Below are 26,081 nucleotides of genomic sequence, written 5' to 3' on the forward strand. Positions count from 1 at the left end.
GTTGTCCACTATTAGTGGACTAGCGTGGATCTCACCACTCACCAATACTTCCGTCGTCGTGATACCAGATCGGGTTCTGCCAGTTGACGTCCAGCTCGGCCTGTCGGCGAATGTATTTTTCGTTGACACCGATGCCGAGCCCGGGGGCATTCGGAGCCCGGACATGGCCATCCTCGAAACCGAACGCGGTCGGATCGTCCAGGTATGCCAGCAGATCGTTGTTCTCCGGTTCATGAATTTCGAGGTCCTGGCCCTGTGCGAGGGCGTTCGGGCAGACCATGTCGAGTTGGAGGCAGGCTGCGAAAGCAATTGGACCGAACGGCGAGTGGAGAGAGACGCTAATATCGACTGCTTCGGCGGCGTTGGCGATCTTTTTGACTTCCGAGATACCGCCAGCACTCGATGGATCCGGCTGTACGACATCAACCAGCCGGTCTCCGATGAGATCCTGGAATGCCCATCGTGAGTAGAGTCGTTCGCCGGTTCCGAGCGGAGTCGTCGTGTGAGCTTCGACTTTCGGAAGCGCTTCCAGATGAGCGGGTCTGACCGGCTCTTCGTAGAACAGCGGTTCATACTCGTCGAGCTCCGCCGCGAGCCGCTTTGCTGTCCCCGTCGCAACCCGCCCACTGAAGTCGACGACGAGATCGATCTGCTCGCCGATTTCTTCACGCACGGCGGCGACACGATCACGCGCCTGGTCGATCGTGTCAGGAGAGCTGAGCCGTTCGGTCTGTGCGACTGCTTCCATTTTGAGTATATTGTACCCGTTCGCGACGGCAGTGGCTGCGGCGTCCCTGACGACGGAAGCGGACTCGCCGCCGATCCACTGGTACACGTCGATATAATCGCGTGCTCGGCCGCCGAGAAGCTCGTAGATGGGGGCGCCGAAGTGCTTGCCCTTGAGATCCCACAGTGCCATATCGATTCCGCCGATCGCGCTCGTGAGAATCGGACCGTCCCGGAAGTACTGCCCGCGATACATGGCCTGCCAGTGGCGCTCGATCTCCAGCGGATCTTTGCCCAGCAGGTAGTGTTCCATGACCGTTTCAACGGCTGCGATCGTCGTTTTCGAATGACCAGCCAGCGTCGCTTCGCCCCATCCAATCAGTCCAGTGTCCGTTTCGAGTCGGAGAAAGACCCATCGAGGCGGCACGGAGAACACCTCGTAGTCCGTGATTTCCATACTGGAGTAACGACGGGGTCCACCTTGTAGATTGTGCGCACTGATTCGATGTGTGCGGAAGAATGTCACCACACCTAAACACAAACATTTATATACCCAATTATCGACCATTATAGTGGGTCTTCCAATGACAGACGTACTCATCGGTGTCGACGCTGGCACGTCGATGATCAAGGCGGTGGCATACACAACAGAGGGGCAACCCCTGTACAAGAGCAGTCGAAAGAACGAGGTTTTGCGTCCCGAGTCCGGGTGGCGCGAGCAGGATATGGATGATACGTGGGACGCGACGGCTGCGACACTCCGGGAAGTCGCCGAGCAGCTAAATCCGCAAGACGAGATCCTCGGGCTGGGAGTTACAGGACAAGGCGACGGCTGTTGGCTGATCGACGACGAAGGGCAGCCGGTCCGGGACGCGATCCTCTGGCACGACGAACGGGCGAGCGATATCATCGGCGAATGGCAGGAGACCGACGTCAACGAACAGCTGTACGACGTTTGTGGCAGTGTCCAGTTCCCGGGATCGAGTCTGGCGATACTGTTGTGGTTGCAGGAACACGAGACGGAGACGATCATGCAGGCCGATACGGTCTTTTTCAGTAAAGACTGGCTCAAGTACAGGCTCACCGGAGAAGTTACGTCGGACCCTAGTGATATGTCGCTGCCGTACGTCGACGTTGAGACCGGCGAATACTCCTCGGAAGTGTTCGAAATCGTTGACGCTCCGCAACTCGAATCGCTGCTACCGCCATTGCACGACCCGCTTGACGTCATCGGCGAGGTGACGACCGAGGCGGCCAAGCAAACTGATATTCCAGCAGGGACCCCTGTCGTCTCTGGCCTATTCGACGTTCCCTGTTCGATGTTCGGTAGTGGCGTCTCTCACGCCGGGGAAGGTGCCTCGGTCGTCGGAACGACCTCGCTCAATCAGGTGCTGATGGACGAACCCGATCCCAGTCCCGACGGTGTCGGGATGACGCTGTCGCTGGGGCTGGACGGTGAGAACGGGTTCGGCGAGCAGCGATGGACCAGGGTCATGGCTTCGATGATCGGCACGCCGAACCTGGACTGGTGGCTGGACATGCTCCGGTACAGGGAGGACCCTGACTATGCGGCCATCGAGAAACGTGCCTCCGAGATCCCGATCGGCAGCGAAGGTGTACTCTACCATCCGTATCTCAGTGGCTCCGGCGAGCGCGCGCCGTTTCTCAACACGAAGGCACGTGCCCAGATGATCGGTCTGGAACCCGATCATACCGAAGAACACATCGTCCGGGCTGTTTACGAGGGTGTCGGAATGGCGATGAAAGACTGCTACGAGCATATCCCGGACACACCCGAGGAAGTCTATGTGGCCGGAGGTGGGGCCAACTCTGACTTCTGGTGTCAGATGTTCGCCGACGCCATCGACGCCGAGTTCGCCGTCCCCGAAGGAGAGGAGTTCGGTGCCAAGGGCGCTGCATTGCTCGCTGGGGCGGCAGTCGGTGTCTTCGACGACTTCCAGGCCGCCGTTCGAGAATCGAGGACTGTCGAACAGACGTACCAGACTGATCCGGCCGCGTCAGAGAAATACGATAAACTTTATCAATATTACAAGCACACGTACGAGACGATGTTCGACATCTGGGACAAGCGCGTCGAGACGATGGAGGCGATCGAGAGGATAGACGAGTAAACGGACGCGTTCGTCGTGGTAGCGCGAACGAGGCTACCACGGCACCGGTTACAGACGGCATCATCGATCGAACAGAAAACGACAACGTGCGGTAAGCGACACGAAACAAATCATGACAGATGACCTCATGCTTCAGACGGAGCGCGCGAAAGTAAGCGAACTCGGACGCGAGATGCTTGACCAGGGACTCACGAAGGGGACTGGCGGAAACATCAGCGTCAGGAGCGGCGATCGGGTAGCGATTAGCCCGTCGGGCGTTCCGTACAGAGAAATCGAACCCGAAGACGTTCCTGTCGTCGACCTCGATGGCAACCGGCTTGACGGCGAGCGTGAACCGTCAAGCGAGATCGCGATGCACACCGGGATACTCCGCGAACGCGACGACGTCGGTGGCGTCGTGCATAACCACTCGCCGTATGCGACCACCTTCGCGAGTCTGGGCGAGCCGGTCCCGGCCAGCCACTACCTCATCGCCTACGTCGGCGACCAGATCCCCGTTGCGCCGTACGAGACCTTCGGGACGCCCGAACTGGCTGAAGCGGCACTCGACACCCTCGGCGACGAGTACAACGCCTGCCTGCTGGAGAACCACGGCGTCGTGACCGTCGGCGAGACCGTCGACGCCGCTTTCGAGGTCGCAATGATGGTCGAGTACTGTGCGCGCATCCACTATCAGGCAGTCAGTATCGGCGAACCGAACGTCCTGCCCGGCGAGGAGATCGACACGCTCCTCGAGGCCTTCGAGGGCTACGGTGAGGCGCACTGATCAATGGACTCCCCGACACGCAGGAAGTGAACCAGTTTGCCACCCAGAGTCGTCGTGATCGGCGGCGGTGCGACCGGCACGGGCACTGCTCGTGACCTCGCGATGCGCGGGTTCGACGTCACACTGCTCGAGCGAGGGAATCTCACCCACGGGACGACCGGTCGGACGCACGGACATCTCCACAGCGGGGGCCGATACGCCGTCTCCGATCAGGAGAGTGCCATCGACTGCATCGAGGAGAACAGGATTCTCAGAGATATTGCGTCACACTGCATCGAGGACACCGGTGGTCTGTTCGTCCAGCTTGAGGGCGACTCGGACGAATACTTCCAGCAGAAACTCGACGGGTGCGAGGAGTGTGGTATCCCGACAGAAGTCATCTCCGGTGAGGAAGCACGCAGACAGGAACCGCATCTCACTGAGAAGACCGAACGGGCGATCCGAGTCCCGGACGGTGCGCTCGATCCGTTCCGGCTGGCCGTCGCTAACGCCGCTGACGCCGTCGAACACGGTGCGACGATCGAGACACACGCCGAGGTCGTCGATCTGCTCGTCGAGGACGACGCTGTCGCTGGTGTCAGATTCGAGCGCCAGCAGTCGAACCACCTCGGCGAAGGAACTGAGGGTGACATCGCGACGATCGACGCGGATCACGTCGTCAACGCGGCCGGCGCGTGGGCCGGCCAGATCGCTGCCATGGCCGATATCGACGTGGCAATGGCAATCTCGAAGGGGGCGATGGTCGTCACGAACGTCCGCCAGGTCGATACCGTGATCAATCGCTGCCTCCCCAAAGGTGAGGGCGATACGATCATCCCCCACGAGACGACGGTCCTGCTGGGTGCCAACGACGAACCCGTCGACGATCCGGACGACTATCCCGAAAAGCAGTGGGAAGTAGAGATGATGATCGACGTCGCGTCGGAGATGGTACCGATCGTCGAGAACGCGCGGATGCTCCGCGCGTACTGGGGAGTCAGGCCGCTTTACGATCCGAATTCGGGCGAGACTGAAGATACTGGAGATGTGACGCGTAACTACTTTGTCCTCGATCACGCACAGAGAGACGGCGTCGCTGGATTTACCACCGTTGTCGGGGGCAAACTCACGACCTACCGCGAGATGGCCGAATCCGTCACCGACCACGTCTGCGAGCAGTTCGGCATCGAGCGCGAATGTCGGACCGCCGATGAACCGCTACCGGGCAGCGAGGACTTCTCGGTCCTGCGCGATTACATGGCGGAGTTCGGGCTTCGATCGCCGGTCGGGCGGCGCAGCGTCGAGCGACTCGGCTCGCGCGCGGACGAGGTGCTCACGACCGACGACCCGAACCCGGTGATCTGTGAGTGTGAGGGCGTCACGCGCGCGGAGGTGCAGGACGCGATCGAGCAGTCCGGCTCGGATCTCAACGCCGTCCGCATCAGGACCCGCGCCTCGATGGGCAACTGTCAGGGCGGCATGTGCGTCCACCGGCTGGCGAGTGAACTCCACGAGGCCAACGTCGACGGCGAAACCTTCGACGAAACCGTCGCCCGCGAGGCCTGGGACGAACTGCTTCAGGAACGCTGGAAGGGCCAGCGCCACGCCCTCTGGGGCCAGCAACTCTCCCAGGCGATGCTGAACTACGCGCTCCACGCGACCACCCAAAACCGCGACAACGACCCCGCAGACGGCGAGCCGATCGACTTCGCCGCGTTCGATTCAGACCCGTAACCCGACACTGCGGCAGACGACGGGTCGAACTGTGGTGATTGAGATCCGCTCCTTTCGGACGAACGCAACGGTCGTCGTCGACCGTCAGTCGCATCTGTGCTGGCGTCACCAAAATAGTTTGTATACTGGTAGAAATACTATTTTAACAAATAACATATATTTCGCTTCGCTGGTGTTGCCGTGTTGTTATACTGGGGACTATACGTTTGTCAAGACACTCGGTACGCCACCGTGCCGAATCAGCCCGAAATACTCTGGCCGCCAGTATCCGTGTCTATATTCGTGTCGTTGGCAGGCGTTTTTCGACGAGAGCCGTCCATCGGTGAGAATCTTGGCGTTGTCGACGTGTATCCCTTCCCAGTCCGAAAAATCAGCAAGAATTTCAATTTTCTACCAACAATTTGCATTTGTATAGTAAATTTTCCAATTTTGTGGTTAGCTGTGGGAACAGCCAGTATTGCCTGTTTTCGAGTCGATCTCCGCCCCATCGACCGTAACGTGGTCCGGGCTGGATCCGCTTCCGAGATGCGGTGTGGCTCTGCGAATCCAATTATTGTCGGTGGACCTCGCTTGTTCGATAACTAGTATAAAGAATATTTTATACATGTGAATATGATTTCTTTCTACGATACAACGGCATATCCGGTACTCTCCGGTCGACTTGACCACCACCACACGACTGAAGTCGTGTGGGCTTTTTCCTGTATTTCTGTAATCCGCAGTATCGACCACGAGAGAGTGTCTATGTGTGAATGTGTCCGATTTCCAGGTCCAGGACAAAAGGCGTAGTAGAAGACGTCATTCTCCTACTTCCCTTCCCGGGCAGCGGAGGGGGCTGCCGGCATTACAGCCGGGCAGCTGAGGGGGCTGCCGGCATTACAGCCGGGCAGCTGAGGGGGAGCTGACCGGTACGCTACAACCGATCAGCGATGTCTTCGGCGAAGTACGTCAGGATGAGATCCGCTCCGGCACGCTTGATCGAGAGCAGCGCCTCGTAGGCCGTCTCCTCCAGATCGAGCCAGCCCTTCTCGGCGGCGGCGTGGAGCATGGCGTACTCCCCGGAGACGTTGTAGGCCGCGACGGGGCGGTCGAAGTGCTCGCGCACGTCGCTCACGACGTCGAGGTACGGCAACGCGGGCTTGACCATCAGCACGTCCGCGCCCTGCCGGACGTCGAGTTCGACCTCGCGGATCGCTTCCCGGCGGTTTGCCGGGTCCATTTGGTAGTGGCGTCGGTCGCCGAACGCGGGCGCGCCGTCGGCCGCGTCGCGGAACGGCCCGTAGAAGGCCGACTCGTATTTCGCGGCGTAGCTCATGATCGGTACGTCCGCGTACTCCGCTTCGTCCAGCGCCTCCCGGATCGCGCCGACCATCCCGTCGGTCATCGAGGAGGGAGCGACCATGTCCGCGCCGGCCTCGGCGTGGGAGACGGCCGTCTTCGCGAGCAACTCGAGGGTCGGGTCGTTCTCGACGGTGAGCGTCGGATCGGCCCGGGCGTCCGGTTCGATCACGCCACAGTGGCCGTGCTCGGTGTACTCACACAGGCAGACGTCGGTGATGACGTAGGCGTCGGTCGCCGTGCTGATCCGCCGGACGGCCTCCTGGACGACGCCCTCAGTGGCCCAGGCGCGCGATCCCGTCTCGTCTTTCGACTCGGGGATCCCGAAGACGATGACCGCCTCGACGCCGGTTTCACGGATCTCCTCGACACGGTCGACGGCCTCGTCGATCGGGACGCGCTCGTGGCCGGGCATCGACTCGATCGGGCGGCGTTCGTCGGTCGTCGCGTCGACGAACACCGGCGCGATCAGGTCGCTGGCCGAGAGGTCGGTTTCGCTGACCAGTCCCCGGATCCCGTCGCGTCGGAGGCGACGCGGGCGCTCTGTGAGGTCCATACCGTCCCTTCGGCCCGCACGTAGAAAACGTTGGCATCGTCGTGCGACCGCGAGTCCGCGGGCCGAGAGCGATTGCCGTCCTACGAGGTCGCTTCCTTGTACTCGTTGACCAGCGCCTGCATCGACTCCTTGGCGTCGCCAAATAGCATCGAGGCGTTGTCGCGGGCGAACAGCGGGTTGGCGATCCCGGAGAAGCCGGGGCTGAGACTGCGCTTGTTGACGACGACGTGGCGGGCCTGATCGACGTTGAGGATCGGCATCCCCGAGATCGGGCTCCCGTCGTCCTCGTTGGCCCGCGGGTTGACGACGTCGTTGGCACCGGTGACGATCACCAGATCCGTCTGTGAGAAGGTCGGATTGACCTCCTCGAGTTCGCGCATCTTGTCGTAGGGCACGTCCGCCTCGGCCAACAGGGCGTTCATGTGTCCGGGCATTCGACCCGCGACCGGGTGGATCCCGAACTCGACGTCGACGCCGTTGTCCTCGAGCAGTTCGACGAGTTCCGCGACGGCGTGCTGGGCCTGGGCGACGGCCATCCCGTAGCCGGGGACAATGACGACCCGGTCGGCCGTCTCCATGAGCATGACGACCTCTTCGGGCGAGGTCTCGGTGATGTTGCCCTCGTAGATGTCCTCCATCTCCTCGCTGTCGTCGTCGCCGCCGAGACCGCCGAAGAAGACGTTCGCCAGCGAGCGGTTCATCGATTCGCACATGATGATCGTCAGGATCATCCCGGCTGCGCCGACGAGCGTCCCGGCGACGATCAGCACGGTGTTGTTCAGGACGAACCCGGTCGTTGCGGCCGCCAGCCCCGAGTAGGAGTTCAGAAGCGAGATGACGACCGGCATGTCCGCGCCGCCGATCGGCACGACGAGGAACACGCCCAGAAGGAGTGCCGCCGCGACGACGAGCCAGTAGACGGGGATCCACTCCGCGGTCGGCACGCCGCCGAACAGCGACGGCTGGACGACGAGGACGGTGCCGGCGACAAGCGCGACCGAGAGGAACGCGACCTTGAGCGCGTGGCCGGTGTTGGTACCGACCGGCGAGTCGCCGACAACCCCGTGGAGCTTCCCTGCGGCGACGAAGCTCCCGGAGAACGTCACTGAGCCGATGATCGCGGCGACGGCCGCCGACGCCGTCAGTTCGACACTAAGGGGGCCACCGCCGGCGAACACGTCGACCAGTTCCGCGCCGGCGACGACCGCCGACGCGCCGCCGCCGAACCCGTTGAACAACCCGACCAGCTGTGGCATCTCCGTGGTCTCGACCGCGACCGCGAGATACGCCCCGATCGCGCCGCCGACCAGCAGCCCCGCCGCGAGGACCGCCGGCGAGAGGATCTCGAACCACAGGACGGTGATCGTGACCGCCAGGAACATCCCGCCGGACGAGATCAGGTTCCCGCGCGTTGCCGTCCGCGGATGGGTCATGTCGCGCAGGCCCTGGATGAACATGATCGCGGCGACGAGATACACGAGCTGGAGTACCTGTTCGTCAAACTGCTGGGCGAGGATTCCGTCGGCCATCCTATCGGCCCCCCTGGCTGAACTCGCTCAGCATGAAGTGACTCACCAGGTAGCCACCGACGACGTTGATCGTCGCCATGACGACCGCGACGAATCCCAGCGCGGTCGCCAGCGTCGTCGACCCGGAGCCGGCGACGACGACTGACCCCAGCAGGGTGATCCCGGAAATGGCGTTCGCGCCGGACATCAGCGGCGTGTGCAGGTTCGTCGGAATCTTCGTGATGATCTCGTAGCCGACGAACGCCGAGAGGACGAACAGCGTCAGGTTCTCGACGAACGTCACGCCTCGCTCACCCCCTCCGTGTCGGCCGCGTCGTCGCCTGTCTTCTCAGTGCCGTCTCCGTTGGCCGCCTCACCGCTGGCTTGGTCACCAGTGGCGACGTCCTCGTCGGCGTCGCCGCTTTCGTCGGTATCATCATCCCCGCCGGCGCCGTCCCTGTGAGGGTTGCGCACGGCCCCGTCGTGGACAAGCAGCGTCGACTCGATGATCTCGTCCTCGAAGTCGAACGCGAGTTCGCCGTCCTCCAGCAGGTTCTCGAGGAAGTTGGCGACGTTGTTGGCGTACTGCTCGCTGGCGGTGTGGCTGATCCGGGACGGCATGTTCGTCGGGCCGTGGATCGTGACGCCGTCGTGTTCGATCGTCTCGCCCGGGACGGTCGGCTCGCAGTTGCCGCCCGTCGGGGCCGAGAGGTCGACGACGACCGACCCGTCGTCCATCGCCTCGATCAGCTCCGTCGAGACGATCTCGGGGGCCGGCGCACCGGGAATCGCGGCCGTCGTGATGAGGACGTCCGACTCGGGGACGACCGCCCGCATCTGTTCGCGCTGGGCCGCGTAGAACTCCTCGTCCATCTCGCGGGCGTATCCCTCCTCGTCGCCCGACCCCTCCGTCTCGAGGTCGAGTTCGACGAAGTCCGCGCCGAGGCTCTCGACGTCCTGTTTGGCCTCAAGGCGGATGTCGTAGGCCTCGACGGACGCGCCGAGGCGCTCGGCCGTCGCGATCGCTTTCAGCCCGGCGACGCCGGCCCCGATGACGAACACGTCCGCGGGGCGAATCGTCCCCGCCGCAGTCATCTCCATCGGGAACATCTTCGGCAGTTCCTCGGCGGCGACCAGACAGGCCTTGTACCCCGAGAGACTGGCCTGCGAGGACAGCGCGTCCATGCTCTGGGCGCGGCTGATCCGCGGGATCAACTCTAAGGCGAACGCGCTGACGCCGCGGTCCGCGAGCGCCTCGAGCGTGTCGTCTTCGATCTCGTAGGGGCCGAGCATCCCGATAACGACCTGTCCCTCGCGGTACTGCGCGACGTCCGGGTCTTCGGCGGCACCCAGCGCCTGCACCTGCAGTACGACCTCGGCCGTTTCGAAGACCGTTTCGCGGTCGACGACCGTGCAGCCGACCGATTCGTACTCGCTGTCGGCCCGGCCGGCACCCTCGCCGGCCCCGCGCTCGACGTACACCTCGTGTCCGCCCTCGATCAACTCGGCCGCGACGGACGGCACGAGCGCCACGCGGGCCTCGTCGCCGGCCTCGTTCGGCACGCCGACGATCACGACGACACCTCCTCGAACTGACCCGCCGGAATCGCGATCGGCTGTTCGTGACTGACGCCCAATGCACCGTGTACCATTGTCTGCTTTTACTCCGGGGGTGGGGGTTACTTTTCTTACGGTCTCGGAAAGCGGGCGGCGAAATTTGAGATATGTAATTTCCACCCGGTACGTGCAGATACAAGCGTAGATGCCGGTACTGCCGTCACGAGGGCCGAGATCAAGCGTACGCCTGACCGCTATCGTACTCCCAGATCAGATCGAACAGTCGCTCGATGCCGGCGACGAAACTCCCGTTGTCGGTGACTGCGGCCTGGCGCATCGACAGCGGGATGTCCTTCTCTTCAACCAACAAGATCGCCCTCCCGGATTCGTAGTCCATGCTCGGATCGGCGACCGTCCCGCGCAGGGGCAGTTTCTCGTTGCTGAACCTGACCGCGATCTCGGGATAGTTGTCGGTCAGGACCTCGTAGATTTCGGCCTGCGCTTCGCGGTTGTCCGCCGAGAGATGCGACGGTTCGAGCAGCAACACCCTGATCTCGACGTTCCGATCCAGCGCGTCTTCCAGCGCCGGCCGGACCGACTCCAGATACGCGAAGCTCTTGGTCATGACGTCGACCTGCTCGCGAGCGTCGTGATAGAGCTTTCTCGTCTCGGTCTCGCTGGGTTCGCCGACGTCGACGACGTGAAACAGGTCCTCGGTCGGGGTGACGTCCTCGCTCGCGCGCTGGAAAAGCGGACCAAAGGTCGAGACGAACTCCTCGCGGACGTCGTCGATCTCCGCGCGGAACGACTCGAAGTCCTGACGCTCGTTCTCGACGGCGCGGTCGAGGATCTCCTCGGGGTGTTTGGCCTGGTACTCCTTGGGTCGGCCGGGGATCACCTCGATGAACCCGCGATCGGCGAGTTCGTCGAGCACCTCGTAGATCCGCGCTCGCGGGATCCCCGTCGCCTCCGCCAGGTTCGGTGCCGTCGAGCGGCCGAGCGTCAGCAGTTCTCGCAGAGCCGTCGTCTCGTACTCCCGCAACTCCAGATGCGCGAGTAGATCTTCGGCGTCGCTCATCATCCCAGGGTGGAACTGCAAGCGAGTTAAGCGTGTGCTTCGCTCCCGAGCGGAGCAAGCCCACAACGCTTATACCAGTAGACGCAAATGGTGTTACTAAGATCGTGAGTAACATGGACGAACCGGAGCCACACCCCGACGACCATCTGGACGAACTGGAAGACGGTGCCGGCTGTACGGAGATCTGGGAGAAGTTGAGCGAGCAGCGCGAGTCGGCAGCCGATTGAGATCACTGGCTTTCCCGACGTCTCGAGGCGCAATCGTCGGTGGCTGTCGCTATCCATCACGGTTGAACACGGTCGCTGTCTCGCGCGTTTCGGTACAGATAAACCGTAGGATGGGTACCTACAGAGTATGAAGGTACTGGTCACGGATCCGATCTCCGACGCCGGCCTCGCCCGATTGCGCGACGCCGGGTACGAGGTCGTGACCGACTACGAGGTCGATACCGAGGGCGTCATCGAGCAGATAGCGGACGTCGACGGCCTGCTGATTCGCGGGACCGAGATTACCCGCGAGGTGTTCGAGGCCGCGCCCGACCTGCAGATCGTCTCGCGGGCCGGCATCGGCGTCGACAACATCGACATTCCGGCGGCGACCGATCACGGTGTCATCGTTGCCAACGCCCCGCGCGGGAACGTCCGCGCGGCCGCGGAGCTGACGATCGGCCTGGCGTTCAACGTCGCCAGTCAGGTCCCGCAGGCCCACCAGCGGCTCATCGAGGGCGAGTGGGCCAAAGACGACATCACTCGAAGCGAACTCGGCGGGATGACCGTCGGAATCGTCGGCCTCGGCCGGCTCGGTCAGGAGGTCGCCTGGCGGTTCGACAATCTCGGGCTCGACGTCGCCGTCTACGACCCCTATCTGGGCGCGGACCGGGCCGAGCAGATGGACGCCGAATTGCTCGAACTGGACGAACTACTCGAGACGGTCGATATCCTCTCGGTGCAGGCCCGTCTGACCGAGGAAACGCGGGGTCTCATCGGTCCTGAAGAGATCGATCAGTTCGAGGGCGACTTCGTCATCCTCACCTCGCGCGGCGGGATCATCGACGAACCCGCGCTCGCGGAGGCCGTCGAGTCAGGCCGGATCAAGGGTGCGGGCGTCGACGTCTACAGCGAAGAGCCGCCGGGCGAAGACCATCCGTTCATGGACGTCGAGAACATCGTCACGACCCCCCACCTCGGCGCGAAGACCCGAAACGCCCAGGTCAACGTCGCCGTGACCGCCGCCGACCAGATCGTCGACGCGCTGAACGGGGAACTGGTCAAAAACGCGATCAACGTCCCCTCTGTCGAGGCGACTGCCTACCCGCGCATCCGCAACTACGTCGAGGTCGCGGAGACGGCGAGTCTGGTCGCGATGCGGCTGTTCGACGGTCGCGTCGAGGAGATCGAGATCACCTACGCCGGAGACATCGCCGACGAGGACCTGGATCTGGTGACCGCAGCCGTGTTCAAACCCTACGGCTGGCAGGACCAGGTGGTCAACGCTCCCGCACGCATCGCAGAACGGCGCGGGATCGACGTTACCGAGAGCCGCCGCCGCGAGACCAAGGACTTCCGGAACCTGCTTTCGGTCACTGTCAGCGACGGCGACGACTCGCTGACCGTCTCCGGAACGCTCTACGCCGGCGAGGACCCCCGCATCGTCGAGATCGACGGCTATCGGGTCGACGCCGAACTGTACGGCTACATCCTGCTGTCGCGCAACCGCGACGAGCCGGGCGTCATCGGGACGATCGGCCGGATCCTCGGCGAGCACGACGTCAACATCGCGAGCATGTCGAACGCCCGCGAGAGCATCGACGGCGAAGCACTGACCGTCTACAACCTCGACGACCCCGTCGACGACGACGTCGTCGCCGAACTGCTCGAAGACGACCGGATCGTCGACGTGACGCTGATCGACCTCGAACAGTAACCGTCCGGTTCGAGCGTTCCCGCCGACTTTTCACCGGACGCCCTGTATCCTGTCGAGGGTCGTGACGACACCCGCGTGTGGCAGCGTCAGCACGGCGAGCACCACCAGATAGACGCCGCCGAGGCTCGCGAGCGATCCCGGTTCGTTCGGCACGGCCACGGCGATCACGCCGAACAGCACGAGCGCGCCCGCGGTCATCGGGAACGCGTCTCGACCGACCCGCCTCAGAAGCCGGCCGGTCTCGCCCCGGTCGATCGCCGTCGTCGCGCCGTCGTCGATGGCGACAAGCCGTGCCAGATGGCGAAGCGAGTGCCAGACGACGAAGTAGATCCCGATCGCCAGGATCGGCGGGACCGTCAGGAAGAACGCCCACAGCAGAGCCGTCTCGATAGCGTCGACCCGCCAGCCGCGCCGATCGTCGGCGACGCGATAGCCCAGCGCAAGCGTCACGAGCGTCACGGACCCGAATCCGAGACCCACCGCCAGTCGCGTCGTCGGCTCGAAAACCGGCGCGAGCCACGCCGCGCTCCCGGCGGGGTCGAACAGTGCTACGACTGTCGTCGCGACTGATTCGTAGGCCCCGGGAAAGCCGAGCAACGGGACCACCATCGGGAGTCCGCCGCGGACGAGTAGCGTCAGCCGATTGGTCAGCGGGTCCTCGAGATGCGAGGCGTCGGCGATCACTGCGAGGTGTGCGCGGTCGCCCTGCCCCCAGTGAAACCACGTCAGCAGGACGAACCCGACGAATGACACCGTCGGCGCGAGAAGCCACGCCAGCCCGTACACGCCGGCAACTGCGAGGTACGCCACCGAGAAGCCGGCGACCCCGCGCAGCGTCACTGGCTGGCCCCGCGCACGGGGCAGCGTGAGGTGATCGAGCGCGCCGTGGGGCAACCCCAGGACGAGCACCGTCGACAGGAGCACGGCGTACTGGGTCGTCCGCGGGACGCGGACACCCAGCACGTGAACGACGGCGACGACCGCGAGCGCGATCCAGACGGGTCGAAACGTCGCCGCGGTCAGTCGTCGCCGGGCGTCGCCGGACAGCACTGCATTCCGACTCCCCTGCCGTGTGTCGTCAGTCAGCGCCACCGCTCGATCACCCACGGGTAGAGCACGAGCCCCTGGACGACGAACAGCGTCGTCACGAGGAAGAACGTCCCCTCCTCGATCGGGAGCCCGCCGATCGTCAGCCCGGTCGTGTACCGGTCGGCGAGCGTCCAGATCCCGTACTCGATAGCGATCCGATCGGCGGCGGAGAAATACACCGCCGGCCCGAGCGTCCCGATCGCCGTGAGCCGCCAGCGGGCCAGCAAATAGCGCCAGCCGACCGCCCACTGCAGCGCCAGCACCGGCGAGGCCCACGAGAGGATCGCACCCATGTAAAACGTCGCCGGTCGGGTCAACATTGCGAGCCCGACGACGCCGACGACCGCGGCGGCTGCGACGCCCAGCAGTCGGTCCCGCAGGCGCATCTCGACGCGCTCGCTCGGCCACTCGAAGGCCGTCGCAATCGTCCCCAGCCACAGCGTCGCGACGATCGGCTGCAGCAGGACGAACAGGTACTCCTCGATCGGAGCGAGCCAGAGTCGCCCGGCGACGACGCCATCGCCGTACCACCACACGCCGCGGTGGATCAGGTAGTTGTCCCAGGGCGTAGTGTACGCGAGTGCCATCACGAGGATGGCAACGATCGGAATCGCTCGGACGACCGGCCGTGCCGGTCGGGTCCGGTTGACGGCTACCGACGCTAATACGAACAGTGGCGGAGCGACAAACACGGCGTGAAATCCGACGTACGTGAGTTCTACCATTTCGGAGTGACCGCGTTAGTACGGACGGAACGATAAAACGCCCGTCGAAGCGATGCGACGACTCGGCTTACGCAGTCGACGCCGTCGACGTACCGGCGTCGTCGAGGACGCTGTGACTGCGCAGGAGCACGATCCCGAACCCGACCTTCGCGGTCAGGTCGAGCACCATGAATCCGGCCGTCTCGATCGGAAGGCCGACGACGGCGAGCCCTTCAGTCCCGATCAGCCACCAGACCGGGTAGACGAACCACAGGCCGACGATCATGTACCGGAGCGTGTTGAACGTGCTCTTGGTATCTCCCGTTAGCTGGGCCGCCTTCTCCGAGAGGCCCTGGAACAGGTAGAAGATCAGCACCAGGAAGAAACCGGTGCTGACGCCCCACCAGACCAGCCGGTGGGCATCGACGCTCAGGCCGAGCGAGTCGATCGGGGCGATCGTCAGCGTCGCGACCAGCCCGGTCAGGATCATCATGACGTCAAGCCCGACCAGCGTCGCGATGGTGTTGCGGTCTGCCCCCGCGAGCAGCGCCAGGTCATACAGCAACAGCGGCGTCGTCAGCACCCAGTCGGTGTACCGGGGCCAGTAAATCTTCAGCTCCTCTGTCCCTTCGATGAGCGGCGCGAGGTCTATCACGCCGAACCCGGTCGCCATCGCGAGATAGTTCGTGAACGCGATCGCGGCGATGAACGTCGTCACGATGTAGAACTTCTGGCGACGCGAGTCGGTAACGCCCCAGCCACGGGCGATGAAGTACAGCATCCCGAGGAACATGCCCGCTGTGCCGAGCCACAGCCAGATCACCTCGTCTCCCGGGGTTGCGCTAAGATTTGGTAGTTGCAGTACGGCTGTACCGATCGATGCGAGTTGGCTACCTAGTGCCATGGTACATCACATGCTATAATCCGATTCGAATTATGAATGGAGCACAATATTTTTGGTTCGTGACGGGCCCGCGTGCGCGTCGGACCCCGTCAGTGTTCGCCGTCAGCAGCTATATTGTGAGTTTCACTGATAGGTGGATAGGTCTCCTACGGCCAAAACCACAATACGTTGGGCACTATTTTCCTACCGCAGATAGTACAGGTGATCCATATGTAGGATAATGGCTGGCCCGTCGATGGTTCGTCGCAAGCGCTGCACGGGGCAACCTCACAGAGTCAAGGAGTTGCACAGAGAAATTACGGTCGATCCGATCGAAAACCGTCACAAACAGACAACAGTTAGTCCGCAGTGACCTGTTCTTCGGTCTCTTCGCGGTAGTGCTCTTCGATGAGATCCTCGTCGACGCGGTTGAGTTCCTCTTTGGGGAGCATGCTGAGCAGGTCCCAGCCGATCTCGAGCGTTTCCTCGATGTCCCGATCCGTCGTGAAGCCCTGCTGGACGAACTCCGCCTCGAAGCGGTCGGCGAAGTCCAGGTACTTGTTGTCGCGTTCGGACAGCGCCTCGCGACCGACGATGTTCACCAGATCGCGCAGGTCCTCACCTTCCGCGTAGGCGGCGTACAGCTGGTCGGAGACATCGGCGTGGTCGGCACGGGTCAGTCCCTCGCCGATCCCGTCGTCCATCAGCCGCGAGAGGCTCGGCAGGACGTTGATCGGCGGCTGGATACCCTGACTGTTGAGGTCGGGATCGATGATGATCTGGCCCTCGGTAATGTAGCCGGTCAGGTCCGGGATCGGATGGGTGATGTCGTCGGAAGGCATCGTCAGGATCGGGATCTGGGTGATCGATCCGTCCACACCCTTGATCCGCCCGGCCCGCTCGTACAGCTGGGCGAGGTCGGTGTACATGTACCCGGGATAGCCACGCCGACCGGGGACCTCCTCGCGGGCGGCTCCGATCTCACGCAACGCCTCACAGTAGTTGGTCATGTCCGTCAGGATCGTCAGGACGTGATACCCCTTCTCGAAGGCCAGATACTCCGCGGTCGTCAGTGCCAGCCGCGGGGTGAGCGTCCGCTCGGTCGCGGGGTCGTCCGCGAGGTTCATGAAGACGACGCTGCGTTCGAGCGCGCCCGTGCGCTCGAAGTCGTCCATGAACTCGTTTGCCTCTTCGGCGGTGATCCCCATCGCGCCGAAGATCACTGCGAACTCCGACTCTCCGCCTTCTTTCTCCTCTTCGGGGACGGTCGCTTGACGGGCGATCTGCAGGGCCAGATCGTTGTGCGGCTGACCCGAACTGGAGAAGATCGGCAGCTTCTGGCCGCGCACGAGCGTGTTCATCCCGTCGATGGCCGAAACCCCCGTCTGGATGAACTCCGCGGGGTACTCCCGGGAATAGGGGTTGATCGCCGCGCCGACGATGTCCTCGCGCTTGTCCGGCTCGATCTCCGGCCCGCCGTCGATCGGCTGACCCGAGCCGTCCAGGACGCGACCGAGCAGGTCCTCGGTCAGCTTCATCTTCATCGTTTCACCGAGGAATCGCACGGACGACTCCCGGTCGATACCGCCAGTCCCTTCGAAGACCTGGATAGCGACGTGGTCGCTGGTCGTTTCCAGCACTTGCCCGCGGCGGGTCTGGCCGTCCGGCGTCTCGATCTCGACGATCTCGTTGTACCCGACCGGCTCGTCGACCTCGGCAAACACCAGCGGTCCGCTGATCTCCGTGATCGTCTTGTATTCTTTCTGCATGGTTAGTACATCTCCCGGAGTTCGCTCGCGATGTCGTCCTCGAGTTCGTCGACGAACTCGTTGTAGTCCTCCTGAACGCCGATGCGGTTCAGCCGCGGCAGCGACTCGATGTCGGTAATCTCTTCGACCGGTACGCCCGCATCGAGCGCGTCGAAGGCCTCGTCGTTGAACGTCTTGATCGATTCGAGAATCCGGTAGGTCTTCTCCGGTTCACAGTAGGTGTCGACGTCGTGGAAGGCGTTCTGCTGGAGCCACGCCTCGCGCAGGTACCGGGCGACCTCCAGCGTGAGTTGCTGGTCGTCCGGCAGCGCGTCCTTGCCGACCAGCTGGACGATCTCCTGCAACTCGGATTCCTCGTCGAGGGTGTCGATCGCCCACTGGCGCTGTTCGGACCAGTCCGACTCGACGTTCTCCTCGAACCACGGGTCGAGCTGGTCGCGATACAGCGAGTAGGACTCGTCCCAGTTGATCGCCGGGAAGTGTCGCCGTTCAGCGAGGTCGGCGTCCAGCGCCCAGAACGTCTTGACGATCCGTAGCGTGTTCTGAGTGACCGGCTCCGAGAAGTCCCCGCCCGGGGGCGAAACTGCGCCGATGACCGAGATCGATCCCTCGGTGCCGTTGATGTTCTCGAAGTAGCCGGCCCGCTCGTAGAACTCCGCCAGTCGCGCGGCTAGATAGGCCGGATAGCCTTCCTCGCCGGGCATCTCCTCGAGCCGCGAGGAGATCTCGCGCATGGCCTCGGCCCACCGCGAGGTGGAGTCGGCCATCAGCGCGACGTTGTAGCCCATGTCACGGAAGTATTCGGCGATGGTGATGCCCGTGTACACCGACGACTCCCGGGCCGCGACGGGCATGTTCGAGGTGTTGGCGATCAGCGTCGTCCGGTCCATCAGCGGGTTACCCGTCGTCGGGTCCTCCAGTTCGGGGAAGTCCTCGATGACTTCGGTCATCTCGTTGCCCCGCTCGCCACAGCCGACGTAGACGACGATGTCCGCGTCGGCCCACTTGGCGAGCTGGTGCTGGGTGACGGTATTGTGCAGGACACTTGGGACGTGGCCGCCCACGAAGTTCTGTGTGCCGGGCACGGTCACGTCGTAGACCGTCTGCTCGCCCTCGATCACCTCGATATCGACGATCGGATCGAAGAACACGTCATCGAGCGCGTCAGCGATCGACGACGCGCGATCGGCCAGTGCGGCTCCGCCGTCGGCGAGGACGCTCGCGATGTCGTCCCAGGCGTCTCGGCTCGGCGCCTGACCGAGGTTCGTGTAATTGGTCGGTTCGACGCCGGCTTCTGCGAAGTCAGCGTACCGTGCCGCCTCGGCGATCTGTGCCATCGTCGTCGGATCGACGGGCACGGTGTCGAGGTTGGTATTGGCGGTCGTCGTCCGGGCATACTCCCCGACAGCATCGATCTTCGGGTGCTCGAATCCCGCGATCGCACCGTGGAACGTCGCGAGTTCGTCCGCCCCGGTCACGACGATCCGATGTGATCGGTCGCGTTCGCGGGCACGATAGCGGACGCCGAGTCGCGTCAGCAGTCGGGCGAGGCCCGCTACCATGCTGTCACTCGACGTGCCGATCTCCATCGTACTCCCGCTGAACGAACCGTCTCCGAGGTAATACCCCCGGAGGAACGCCGCCGCGATCGCGTCGGTGCCCCGTTCGACGGCGTCCGGGACCGTCGCCGTGATCGACTTGTCGGTCTCGGGGACGCCCAGCGACACGAGCAGCCTGGAAACGACGGCACTCCGGACCTCGGCTGTCTCGACGGTATTGTGGACGGTCTCTGCGACATCGACGCCGAAGAGCCTGTCGGCCAGTTCCGCGAACCTGTCACGCAGTCGCTCGTCGGAGTTGTGGAACCGGACTGTCTTCTCAGTCAGACTACCGTCGCTCAACACGAGCCCGAGCAGTTCCGCGAACCGCTCGTCGACGACCGTCGGCAACGACACCGGCTTGCCGTTGCTCCCAGGCTTGACGTGCTCGACGGTCGGTCGCTCGGCCCCGACGGCCGAACAGACCGCATCGATCACCGACAGCGTGGGACGAGTTCGACCGAGCGTGTAGTTGATGAACGCGTCGTCGCTCACTCCGGCCGCGTCCGCGAGGTCGGTTTTCGGTGTGTCTGTCTTCTCGACGAGCTCCCGGAACCGCTCAAGCACGTGCTCGTCAACAGCACGAGCGTCAGGGAGCAGTTCGTACGGATCGAGACTGACTTCCTCGCCGTCGATCGGGAGCTGTCGAGGCATGACCAGCGAGTCGCCGACCGACAGCTCCGCCGCCGGCGTCTCCTCGATCTCCAGCCCGGCACCCATCCGGAACAGCTTGTGGGCAGGGGTTACCTCGAGTTCACGGCCGCTTGCGGTCTCGACCCGGACGATCCGGTCGGTCGAGCCACGATAGACGTGCGAGATCTCGCCGGGACGGACGGCGCCCGCTTGCTCGTCGAAGGTGAGGATCTCGGCGTCGGCTTCCCGGACCACCTCGCCGGTCTCGGGCACGTCCCCAGTCAGCCGATCGAACAGCTCCTCGATCGGCAGCGTCTCGCCGTCGGCCAGCGTCACCGGCGTCTCCGGCGTGACACACTTCCCGGAACCGAACGGTCCCGGGATCGCGGCCGTTCCACCCTTGGCAATGGGGAACAGCCCGTCGAGGATCCGCTGGCCGGAGACCAGCGGTTCGGTCGGCGTCTGTTTCTCGTCGGCCGGGCGCTTCTGGCGGACCGGCCACTCCTGGTGCATCGTGATCTCTTCGCCGTTGGCCAGTTCGACGACCGGCTCCTCGACGGTGAAGTTACCCGACTTCGCCTTGACGACCTCCCCGCCCTCGTAGTCGGGCGGGACCATCACCTTGTGGTCGATCGTCCGCGTCTCCGGGACGATCCCGACGATATCACCGGGTTCGACCTCGTCACCTTCCTCGACCTCGGGAGTGAACTCCCAGACGGTCTCCATGTCGATCCCGGGGGCGTCGACTCCGCGATCGAGGAACGCACTGTTCATCTTCTCTTCGAGCACCCGCAGTGGACGCTGGACACCGTCGTAGATGGAGTCCAGCATCCCCGGTCCGAGATCGACCGTCAGCGGCTGCCCGGTCGTTTCGACGGGTTCGCCCGACGAGACGCCGGACGTTTCCTCGTACACCTGGATCGTCGTCACGTCACCTTCGATCTCGATCACTTCGCCCATCAGCCCTTCGTGACCGACGTACACCACGTCGTTCATCCGGGCGTCGAGGTCCGCCGTGACGACGGGGCCCGATACGCTCTCGATGACGCCGTCTTCACGGACGTCGGATTCTTGTGCTTGACTCATAGTTGCTGTTCGTCTTCTTCCATCAGGTCGATACCGATCGCTCGCTTGATCTGTTCGCGCAGATTCCCGCTCTCGGTGCCGCCGCCGAGCGTCACCAGCACGGGATCGACGCTCTGCTGTACCGTCTCGCGGACGCCCCGTGAGAGATACTCCAGGTCGTCGTCGTGCATCACGAGGATGCCCACCTCGTCGCTGTTGAGCAACTCCACGACGGTATCATCGAGTTCCGACGCCATCTCGTCTTCCCGGACGTTGATCGCTTGCCGAACGCCCGCGAGCCGGAACCCGGTCGTGAAATCGGGCGTGCCGACGACGGCGATTTCCTTGCTCATAGCGTGATCAGCTCCGTTTCGATCTCCTCCAGCGAGAGGTCTGCCTCTCGACCACGGGCGATCGCTCGGATGTTGTCGACCTCTCGCTCTTTGGCGAGGACGTAGGCTACGACCGGACAGACCGATAGCGGATAGCGATTGCTCAGTCGATCGCCGTATTCGAGCAACGCCGCGTCGAGGGCGTTCTCGAACTCGGTCAGGTCGCCGGCCTCCTCAAGCATGTCCAGCGCTTCTTCTATGTCGTCGCTGTAGACACTCTGGCGGATATGTTCGACGAGCTGTTCGGTGTTCGACGCCAGTTGCCGCAACTCGTCGGCATCGAAGAGCCGCCCACCGTCGATGAAGTACGCCGACGGATCCATGTCCGCTCCGCTGCGAGCGATCCGTAGCGCGTTGCGCACGTTACGGAAATCGATCTCGGCCGTGATGAACTCGATGTACAGTCTGTCCGGCGTGTCAGCGTCGGACGCCGACGGCAGCCCTTCGTCGATGTCTTCGTAGAACGTTCGGTCGACAGCGTTTTCGAGGGGGACGAGCAGATCCGTCCGCTCGTAGTCCCCGTAGGCATCCTCCAGCGCATCCCCGAATATCGACGGTTCCAGCATGTCGATGATCGACTTGATCGACTCGGCGTTGGCCATCCGTTCGAGCTGTTCACCGTCGAGTTCACCCGCACGAATGTAGTCGGTCTCGATCGCGTCGGCGCTGGCGTCGGAGTAGACTCCCCGGATCGCTGTCTTGATGTTCCAGGCGTCGAATTTCCGGAGGTACCGTGCGATGTAATCGTAGAGTTGCCCGTCGGCCCATCGAAGCAAATCCTCGAAGTGCTTTGCGAGGTTGCGGTTCAGCGCGTACTCGATGAGGTCGACGCCGGACTCCCGGGAGCCGAGCGCGTTCATCTCCGCCTCGTACTCGGTCTCTTCCATGAACCGGGCGATTTCGCCCGTCCCCATACGAATCAGCTTCCGATAGTCGTCCTCGTCGAACAGCACGGACCGGCGCGACCGGACCCGCGCAGTGACGTACTCGTAGTTGCCGGGCTCGCCACCCTGTCCTGCTTTGCGTGCGCTCATTGTTCTGCGAATAACCGATCGCTTATGCCTTGCAGGTTGTCCTGCCAGACGTCCTCGAGCACCGAGTCAAACGTGTTGTTGATCCGGATGCGCGAGTCCGCGCTCTCGACGACGACGCCGCCGAGACACTCGTACTCCCCGGCGAAGCTGTACCCCTCGTAGTCCTCGAGGATCGATTTCAGCAGCTCTTCGTCGTCAGCACGGCCGTACACAGCGACGTCGGCGTCGTCGTCGAACTCGCCGACCGTCGCATCGAGCAGGGCCCGGGTCAGTTCCTCCCGGGTCTCCTCATCGAGGTCGGCCAGCATCGCTTCGACTCTCTCTCGTGCCCGTTCGAGGACCTCGCGCCGGCTTGCGAGGCGCATCTGCTTGGCCTCCAGATGGGCACTGGAGAGGCGTTGTTCACGCTCCTGTTCGATCCTGTTTTCGACTTCGCGTTCGCGCTCTTCCCGGATCTGCTCGGCGTCCGAGCGCGCGTCCGCGATTATCTCTTCGGCTTCTGCCTCGGCCTCGGACCTTATTTCGTCTGCACGCGTGCGAGCTTCGTCACGGATGTCCTCTATTACGCCATCGAGACTCATGGTGAATGAAGAACGGTCGGTGTTTACACGATGAACACGACGACCAGCGCGAGAATGACTAGCGTCTCAGGGATGACCGTGAGGATCAGCCCGCGACCGAACATATCGTCGTCTTCTGCGATCGCGCCGACGGCCGCGGCACCGATACCACGCTCGGCAATACCCGCACCTAGAGCGGCCAGTCCGACCGCTAACGCGGCGCCAGTCGGCGCAGGAACAGCTTGCAGTACAACGAACAGTTGCGTGAATGTGAATTGCTCGATCATATTTTGTATCCCTATTTTCTCCGGACGGTCGATACTGGTTGCACCATACTCATAAATCTTCCCAAAGCCGTTCACACCCTCTTTTCTCGCGGTTTCAAGATCTGTTCGCCGTGATGGATGCTGTCAGCGGCCTAGTCCTTGACAGTGTACGTCCGCTCGTGACCGAACGGGTTGTACGCCGCCCCGCCACCTTCATAGAACTTGCCGAAGAACTCGACGTACTCGAGACGAACGGCCTGAAGGCCGGCACTGGTGATCCCGAGTGCCAACACGAGCAAGTGACCGAGCACCAGGATGACGATCCCGCCGACAACTGCGGGGATACTACCGTGGACAAGGCCACCGAACATGATCTCGGTTACTTCATGTCCATGATACATCACAGTCTCCGAGCCTTCGGGTATTGTCGGCATACCGCTGATGCCGAAGTGCCACTTCTGGTCGCCGGTGACGTACACGCCGAAGAAAAGCAGGTTGACCACGAAAGCCATACCCGCTTTCGCCAGCAGTACCGCTGCCAGCCGCGTATACGACAGGACGTGGCCGAACACCTGCGTGACGCTCTCGATGACGACGATTGCGCCTTCCGCGTAGAATCCGAGGACGAGTCCGACGACCAGCATGCCGAGGCCGGCGATTCCGACAGTCTCCGGGAGGCCACTGAACCCGAGTTCGAAGACGGCCGGATCGCCTGCGTCGAGGACCTCGAACATGAACTGGGGCTTTGGGCCGCTGACGTGCGTGCTGAACACCCACAGCCACATGCCAATCGTCATCAGCATCCACGATCCACTCTCGACGAACGCGTCTTTGACGCCGTGTTTGAGGTTGTTGACGAAGTCGAACACGCGTCCCGACACGAGGTGGAGGACGCCGACGATCACACTCACCAGCAGCCACGCCCGAGCGTAGCCGATGTAATGGGGTTGCAGCCCCTTGTGGATCGGCGGATTGCCGCCCCAGACGATTTCGCCGAGTTGGTGCAGACCGAAGAACTCGCCGTACAGGACCCCGAACAGCGCGGTAAATCCACCCGCCCACAGTGCGATCCCGCCGAGGCTCGCCAGCACGTCGCTGTCGACGTTGCGCATGAGCCAGTACCCCAGTCCCATGTACAGGATCCCGTACCCGAGATCCCCGATCATGAACCCGAAGAAGGCCGGGAACGTCAGAAACAGGACGATCGTCGGGTCGAGCTCCGTGTACTTCGGACGGTTGATCACTTCGACAAGCGCCTCGAACGGCCTGATGCCCTTCGGGTTGTCTTGGACCGTGGGCGGCTTGTCGTCCGCCAGCGGAACGTACCCGCCGTCGGCGGCCGTCCGCTCGTCGTCGGCCTGGTCTCTGGCGACCGGGCCGTCGGTCCGGTCCGGTTCGCGACTGCTTGCTGGCCCGGACTGTGAGCCGCCACCCGATCCACCCTCGATGTCTTCGGTATGTTCGGGGTGGCCGTTCTCGTCGTATTCGGCCTGCTCAAGCTCCTCGATCTCGACTGTCCCGTCGGCGGCCGTCTCGACAGCGTCTCTGAGGGTGTCGATCTCGTCGGTCGGGATCCACCCTTCAGCGACGAAGGCGTTATCGGTCGTCGCAAACGACAGCGGCGCTTCCCGTTTCTGGACGGCGATCGTCAGCTTCTCCTCGGCGGCCAGCAGGAACCCGCTTACTTCCAGCCGGAGGTCCTCGAGTTCGTCCTCGACGGTACTGAGCTTCGATTCGAGCTGTTGCTTGCGGTGGCGGCGATCCTTCAGGTACTCCGCGGGATCGCCGCTCCCCTCGGGGATCGTTACCTGGCTGAACGTCGCGCCCACGAGGGCGTCCTCGAGGACACCGGAATCGTCGACCTGGGCGAACACTGCGACCGCGTCGTCTTCCGCGGCGACCTCGAAGGTCTCGATCTCGCTGTCCTCCAGTTCCGCCCGTACTTCCTTGGCGTCGCCCTCGCCGACTGCGACCGCGAGCGTGTCGTACCCGCGAAGCAGGTCGAGGTCGATCCCGAGCCGGACGAAAAACTCGAGTTGCTCGATGTCGTCCTCGACCGACCGGAGTTCGCTCCGGAGCTCATCGCGGCGGTCGTCAAGCGCGTTTACCTCCTGGCGGACGTCCTCGAGTTCGTCTTCGAGGCCCTCGTCAGTGACAACGTGGGTCGGACCCTCGTAGTCTTCCTCGATTCCGAGGGTGCTCTGCAGCGCCCGGACGGTCACGAGCTTCTCGGAGTACTTGTCCGCGCCTTCGAGCGGATCGCCGGGTTCGAACCCCTCGATCTCGTTGGTGTAGTCGCTGAGGTGCAACAGATCGAGGTCGTGGACTGCCTCGATCACGTCGTCCATCACCCGCCTGGAGCCGGTCACCGAGACCCGGCTCATCCGCTCAGGCCTGAGCATGTACCTCCTCCTCGAACAGCGACACGACGCGTTCGACGGTCTCGTCGAGCCGCTGTTCGGCGCGCTCTTCGAGGCGCTCGCTCTCTTTCTCGCCCTCCTCGATGATCTGATCGCGCTCGGCCTCGATCTCCTCGCGAGCCTCGTCGAGGCGTTCGTCGGCCATTTCTTCGGCCTCCTGCTTGGCATCCTCGCGGATCTGTTCGGCGCGCTCGCGCGCCGCCTCGATCCGCTCTTCGCGCTCGGCCTCGGCGTTCGAAACGATCTCCTCCGCCTCTTTCTCGGCTTCCTTGATGTCCCTGAGAACCTGTTCCCGTGGCATTGTCCAGTCGTATTCCAGTTGTAAGACCGCCTATTTGGTAGTTGCGAAGTCCGCAGTCGAATCCGGGAGA

At 63.3% G+C, this 26,081-nt stretch carries 20 protein-coding genes and 2 pseudogenes; 4 read left to right on the plus strand and 18 right to left on the minus strand.

The window, feature by feature from the left end; genetic code table 11:
* Window positions 1–31 precede the first annotated feature (31 nt).
* Window positions 32–1,183 carry a galactonate dehydratase gene (gene dgoD, locus HSR122_RS12400; protein WP_229112213.1) on the minus strand — a complete coding sequence of 384 codons (1,152 nt, stop codon included), beginning with the start codon at window positions 1,181–1,183 and terminating at the stop codon, window positions 32–34.
* Between the two features lie 127 nt (window positions 1,184–1,310).
* Here dgoD and HSR122_RS12405 point away from each other — a divergent pair, with 127 nt between their 5' ends.
* The 3 genes from HSR122_RS12405 (at window position 1,311) to glpA (ending at window position 5,337) form a co-directional block, all read left to right on the plus strand.
* The gene (locus HSR122_RS12405; protein WP_229110118.1) at window positions 1,311–2,858 is read left to right on the plus strand and encodes an FGGY-family carbohydrate kinase; all 1,548 of its coding nucleotides are present in this window, start codon (window positions 1,311–1,313) and stop codon (window positions 2,856–2,858) included.
* Between the two features lie 112 nt (window positions 2,859–2,970).
* Window positions 2,971–3,624, plus strand: a complete 654-nt coding sequence (locus HSR122_RS12410; RefSeq protein ID WP_229110119.1) for a class II aldolase/adducin family protein — start codon at window positions 2,971–2,973, stop codon at window positions 3,622–3,624.
* A gap of 36 nt (window positions 3,625–3,660) precedes the next feature.
* Window positions 3,661–5,337, plus strand: a complete 1,677-nt coding sequence (gene glpA / locus HSR122_RS12415; RefSeq protein WP_267491206.1) for an anaerobic glycerol-3-phosphate dehydrogenase subunit GlpA — start codon at window positions 3,661–3,663, stop codon at window positions 5,335–5,337.
* Between the two features lie 913 nt (window positions 5,338–6,250).
* Here the strand turns inward: glpA and hemB are convergent.
* From hemB to HSR122_RS12440, 5 genes are all read right to left on the minus strand, one after another.
* Window positions 6,251–7,231 (minus strand): porphobilinogen synthase, encoded by a 981-nt coding sequence (gene hemB, locus HSR122_RS12420; protein WP_229110120.1) that lies wholly within the window; start codon window positions 7,229–7,231, stop codon window positions 6,251–6,253.
* A gap of 80 nt (window positions 7,232–7,311) precedes the next feature.
* A complete protein-coding gene (locus HSR122_RS12425) occupies window positions 7,312–8,760 on the minus strand; it encodes an NAD(P)(+) transhydrogenase (Re/Si-specific) subunit beta (protein ID WP_229110121.1) in 1,449 nt (482 codons plus the stop codon).
* 1 nt (window position 8,761) lies between these two features.
* Window positions 8,762–9,043: an NAD(P) transhydrogenase subunit alpha gene (locus HSR122_RS12430; RefSeq protein ID WP_229110122.1), complete on the minus strand. Its 282-nt coding sequence runs from the start codon at window positions 9,041–9,043 to the stop codon at window positions 8,762–8,764.
* A complete protein-coding gene (locus tag HSR122_RS12435) occupies window positions 9,040–10,314 on the minus strand; it encodes an NAD(P) transhydrogenase subunit alpha (RefSeq protein ID WP_229110123.1) in 1,275 nt (424 codons plus the stop codon). The genes HSR122_RS12430 and HSR122_RS12435 overlap by 4 nt, the downstream gene beginning before the upstream one ends.
* Window positions 10,315–10,531: 217 nt before the next feature.
* On the minus strand, window positions 10,532–11,374 hold the full coding sequence (locus HSR122_RS12440; RefSeq protein ID WP_229110124.1) for a TrmB family transcriptional regulator: 843 nt from the start codon (window positions 11,372–11,374) through the stop codon (window positions 10,532–10,534).
* A 354-nt stretch (window positions 11,375–11,728) separates the two neighbouring features.
* Here HSR122_RS12440 and serA point away from each other — a divergent pair, with 354 nt between their 5' ends.
* The gene (gene serA, locus HSR122_RS12445; protein WP_229110125.1) at window positions 11,729–13,297 is read left to right on the plus strand and encodes a phosphoglycerate dehydrogenase; all 1,569 of its coding nucleotides are present in this window, start codon (window positions 11,729–11,731) and stop codon (window positions 13,295–13,297) included.
* Between the two features lie 30 nt (window positions 13,298–13,327).
* On the opposite strand, the gene HSR122_RS12450 is transcribed toward serA, so the two are convergent.
* The 12 genes and pseudogenes from HSR122_RS12450 to ahaH all read right to left on the minus strand — a co-directional run bounded on the left by HSR122_RS12450 (window position 13,328) and on the right by ahaH (window position 26,011).
* On the minus strand, window positions 13,328–14,389 hold the full coding sequence (locus HSR122_RS12450) for a Brp/Blh family beta-carotene 15,15'-dioxygenase (protein ID WP_229110126.1): 1,062 nt from the start codon (window positions 14,387–14,389) through the stop codon (window positions 13,328–13,330).
* Window positions 14,380–15,111 carry a lycopene cyclase domain-containing protein gene (locus tag HSR122_RS12455; protein ID WP_229110127.1) on the minus strand — a complete coding sequence of 244 codons (732 nt, stop codon included), beginning with the start codon at window positions 15,109–15,111 and terminating at the stop codon, window positions 14,380–14,382. Before HSR122_RS12455 ends, HSR122_RS12450 begins: the two co-directional genes overlap by 10 nt.
* 67 nt (window positions 15,112–15,178) lie before the next feature.
* Window positions 15,179–15,994, minus strand: coding sequence for a bacteriorhodopsin (locus HSR122_RS12460; RefSeq protein ID WP_394355526.1), 816 nt, complete (start codon window positions 15,992–15,994; stop codon window positions 15,179–15,181).
* A 338-nt stretch (window positions 15,995–16,332) separates the two neighbouring features.
* On the minus strand, window positions 16,333–17,742 hold the full coding sequence (locus HSR122_RS12465) for a V-type ATP synthase subunit B (protein WP_229110128.1): 1,410 nt from the start codon (window positions 17,740–17,742) through the stop codon (window positions 16,333–16,335).
* A 2-nt stretch (window positions 17,743–17,744) separates the two neighbouring features.
* Window positions 17,745–18,776, minus strand: a pseudogene (locus HSR122_RS15130) (V-type ATP synthase subunit A); the annotation flags it as partial.
* Window positions 18,777–21,059, minus strand: a pseudogene (locus HSR122_RS15135) (LAGLIDADG family homing endonuclease); the annotation flags it as partial.
* The gene (locus HSR122_RS12475) at window positions 21,056–21,391 is read right to left on the minus strand and encodes a V-type ATP synthase subunit F (RefSeq protein WP_229110130.1); all 336 of its coding nucleotides are present in this window, start codon (window positions 21,389–21,391) and stop codon (window positions 21,056–21,058) included. The pseudogene HSR122_RS15135 and the gene HSR122_RS12475, both read right to left, overlap by 4 nt.
* Window positions 21,388–22,464 carry a V-type ATP synthase subunit C gene (locus tag HSR122_RS12480; protein WP_229110131.1) on the minus strand — a complete coding sequence of 359 codons (1,077 nt, stop codon included), beginning with the start codon at window positions 22,462–22,464 and terminating at the stop codon, window positions 21,388–21,390. Before HSR122_RS12480 ends, HSR122_RS12475 begins: the two co-directional genes overlap by 4 nt.
* On the minus strand, window positions 22,461–23,045 hold the full coding sequence (locus tag HSR122_RS12485; protein WP_229110132.1) for a V-type ATP synthase subunit E: 585 nt from the start codon (window positions 23,043–23,045) through the stop codon (window positions 22,461–22,463). Before HSR122_RS12485 ends, HSR122_RS12480 begins: the two co-directional genes overlap by 4 nt.
* A 23-nt stretch (window positions 23,046–23,068) precedes the next feature.
* On the minus strand, window positions 23,069–23,311 hold the full coding sequence (locus HSR122_RS12490) for a F0F1 ATP synthase subunit C (RefSeq protein WP_229112216.1): 243 nt from the start codon (window positions 23,309–23,311) through the stop codon (window positions 23,069–23,071).
* Between the two features lie 131 nt (window positions 23,312–23,442).
* Complete coding sequence (locus tag HSR122_RS12495; protein WP_229110133.1) at window positions 23,443–25,692, minus strand: V-type ATP synthase subunit I; 2,250 nt, start codon at window positions 25,690–25,692, stop codon at window positions 23,443–23,445.
* Window positions 25,679–26,011: an ATP synthase archaeal subunit H gene (ahaH, locus tag HSR122_RS12500; protein WP_229110134.1), complete on the minus strand. Its 333-nt coding sequence runs from the start codon at window positions 26,009–26,011 to the stop codon at window positions 25,679–25,681. The genes HSR122_RS12495 and ahaH overlap by 14 nt, the downstream gene beginning before the upstream one ends.
* Between the last annotated feature and the right edge of the window lie 70 nt (window positions 26,012–26,081).

Source organism: Halapricum desulfuricans (genome assembly GCF_017094525.1).
GTDB classification, from domain to species: Archaea; Halobacteriota; Halobacteria; order Halobacteriales; family Haloarculaceae; genus Halapricum; species Halapricum desulfuricans.

Bases quoted from the DNA above. Each gene is read 5' to 3' on its own strand.
- dgoD (WP_229112213.1), bottom strand. From the start codon at position 1,183: ATGGAAATCACGGACTACGAGGTGTTCTCCGTGCCGCCTCGATGGGTC.
- HSR122_RS12405 (WP_229110118.1), top strand. From the start codon at position 1,311: ATGACAGACGTACTCATCGGTGTCGACGCTGGCACGTCGATGATCAAG.
- HSR122_RS12410 (WP_229110119.1), top strand. From the start codon at position 2,971: ATGACAGATGACCTCATGCTTCAGACGGAGCGCGCGAAAGTAAGCGAA.
- hemB (WP_229110120.1), bottom strand. From the start codon at position 7,231: ATGGACCTCACAGAGCGCCCGCGTCGCCTCCGACGCGACGGGATCCGG.
- HSR122_RS12425 (WP_229110121.1), bottom strand. From the start codon at position 8,760: ATGGCCGACGGAATCCTCGCCCAGCAGTTTGACGAACAGGTACTCCAG.
- HSR122_RS12440 (WP_229110124.1), bottom strand. From the start codon at position 11,374: ATGAGCGACGCCGAAGATCTACTCGCGCATCTGGAGTTGCGGGAGTAC.
- serA (WP_229110125.1), top strand. From the start codon at position 11,729: ATGAAGGTACTGGTCACGGATCCGATCTCCGACGCCGGCCTCGCCCGA.
- HSR122_RS12455 (WP_229110127.1), bottom strand. From the start codon at position 15,111: ATGGTAGAACTCACGTACGTCGGATTTCACGCCGTGTTTGTCGCTCCG.
- HSR122_RS12460 (WP_394355526.1), bottom strand. From the start codon at position 15,994: ATGGCACTAGGTAGCCAACTCGCATCGATCGGTACAGCCGTACTGCAA.
- HSR122_RS12465 (WP_229110128.1), bottom strand. From the start codon at position 17,742: ATGCAGAAAGAATACAAGACGATCACGGAGATCAGCGGACCGCTGGTG.
- HSR122_RS12475 (WP_229110130.1), bottom strand. From the start codon at position 21,391: ATGAGCAAGGAAATCGCCGTCGTCGGCACGCCCGATTTCACGACCGGG.
- HSR122_RS12480 (WP_229110131.1), bottom strand. From the start codon at position 22,464: ATGAGCGCACGCAAAGCAGGACAGGGTGGCGAGCCCGGCAACTACGAG.
- HSR122_RS12485 (WP_229110132.1), bottom strand. From the start codon at position 23,045: ATGAGTCTCGATGGCGTAATAGAGGACATCCGTGACGAAGCTCGCACG.
- HSR122_RS12490 (WP_229112216.1), bottom strand. From the start codon at position 23,311: ATGATCGAGCAATTCACATTCACGCAACTGTTCGTTGTACTGCAAGCT.
- HSR122_RS12495 (WP_229110133.1), bottom strand. From the start codon at position 25,692: ATGCTCAGGCCTGAGCGGATGAGCCGGGTCTCGGTGACCGGCTCCAGG.
- ahaH (WP_229110134.1), bottom strand. From the start codon at position 26,011: ATGCCACGGGAACAGGTTCTCAGGGACATCAAGGAAGCCGAGAAAGAG.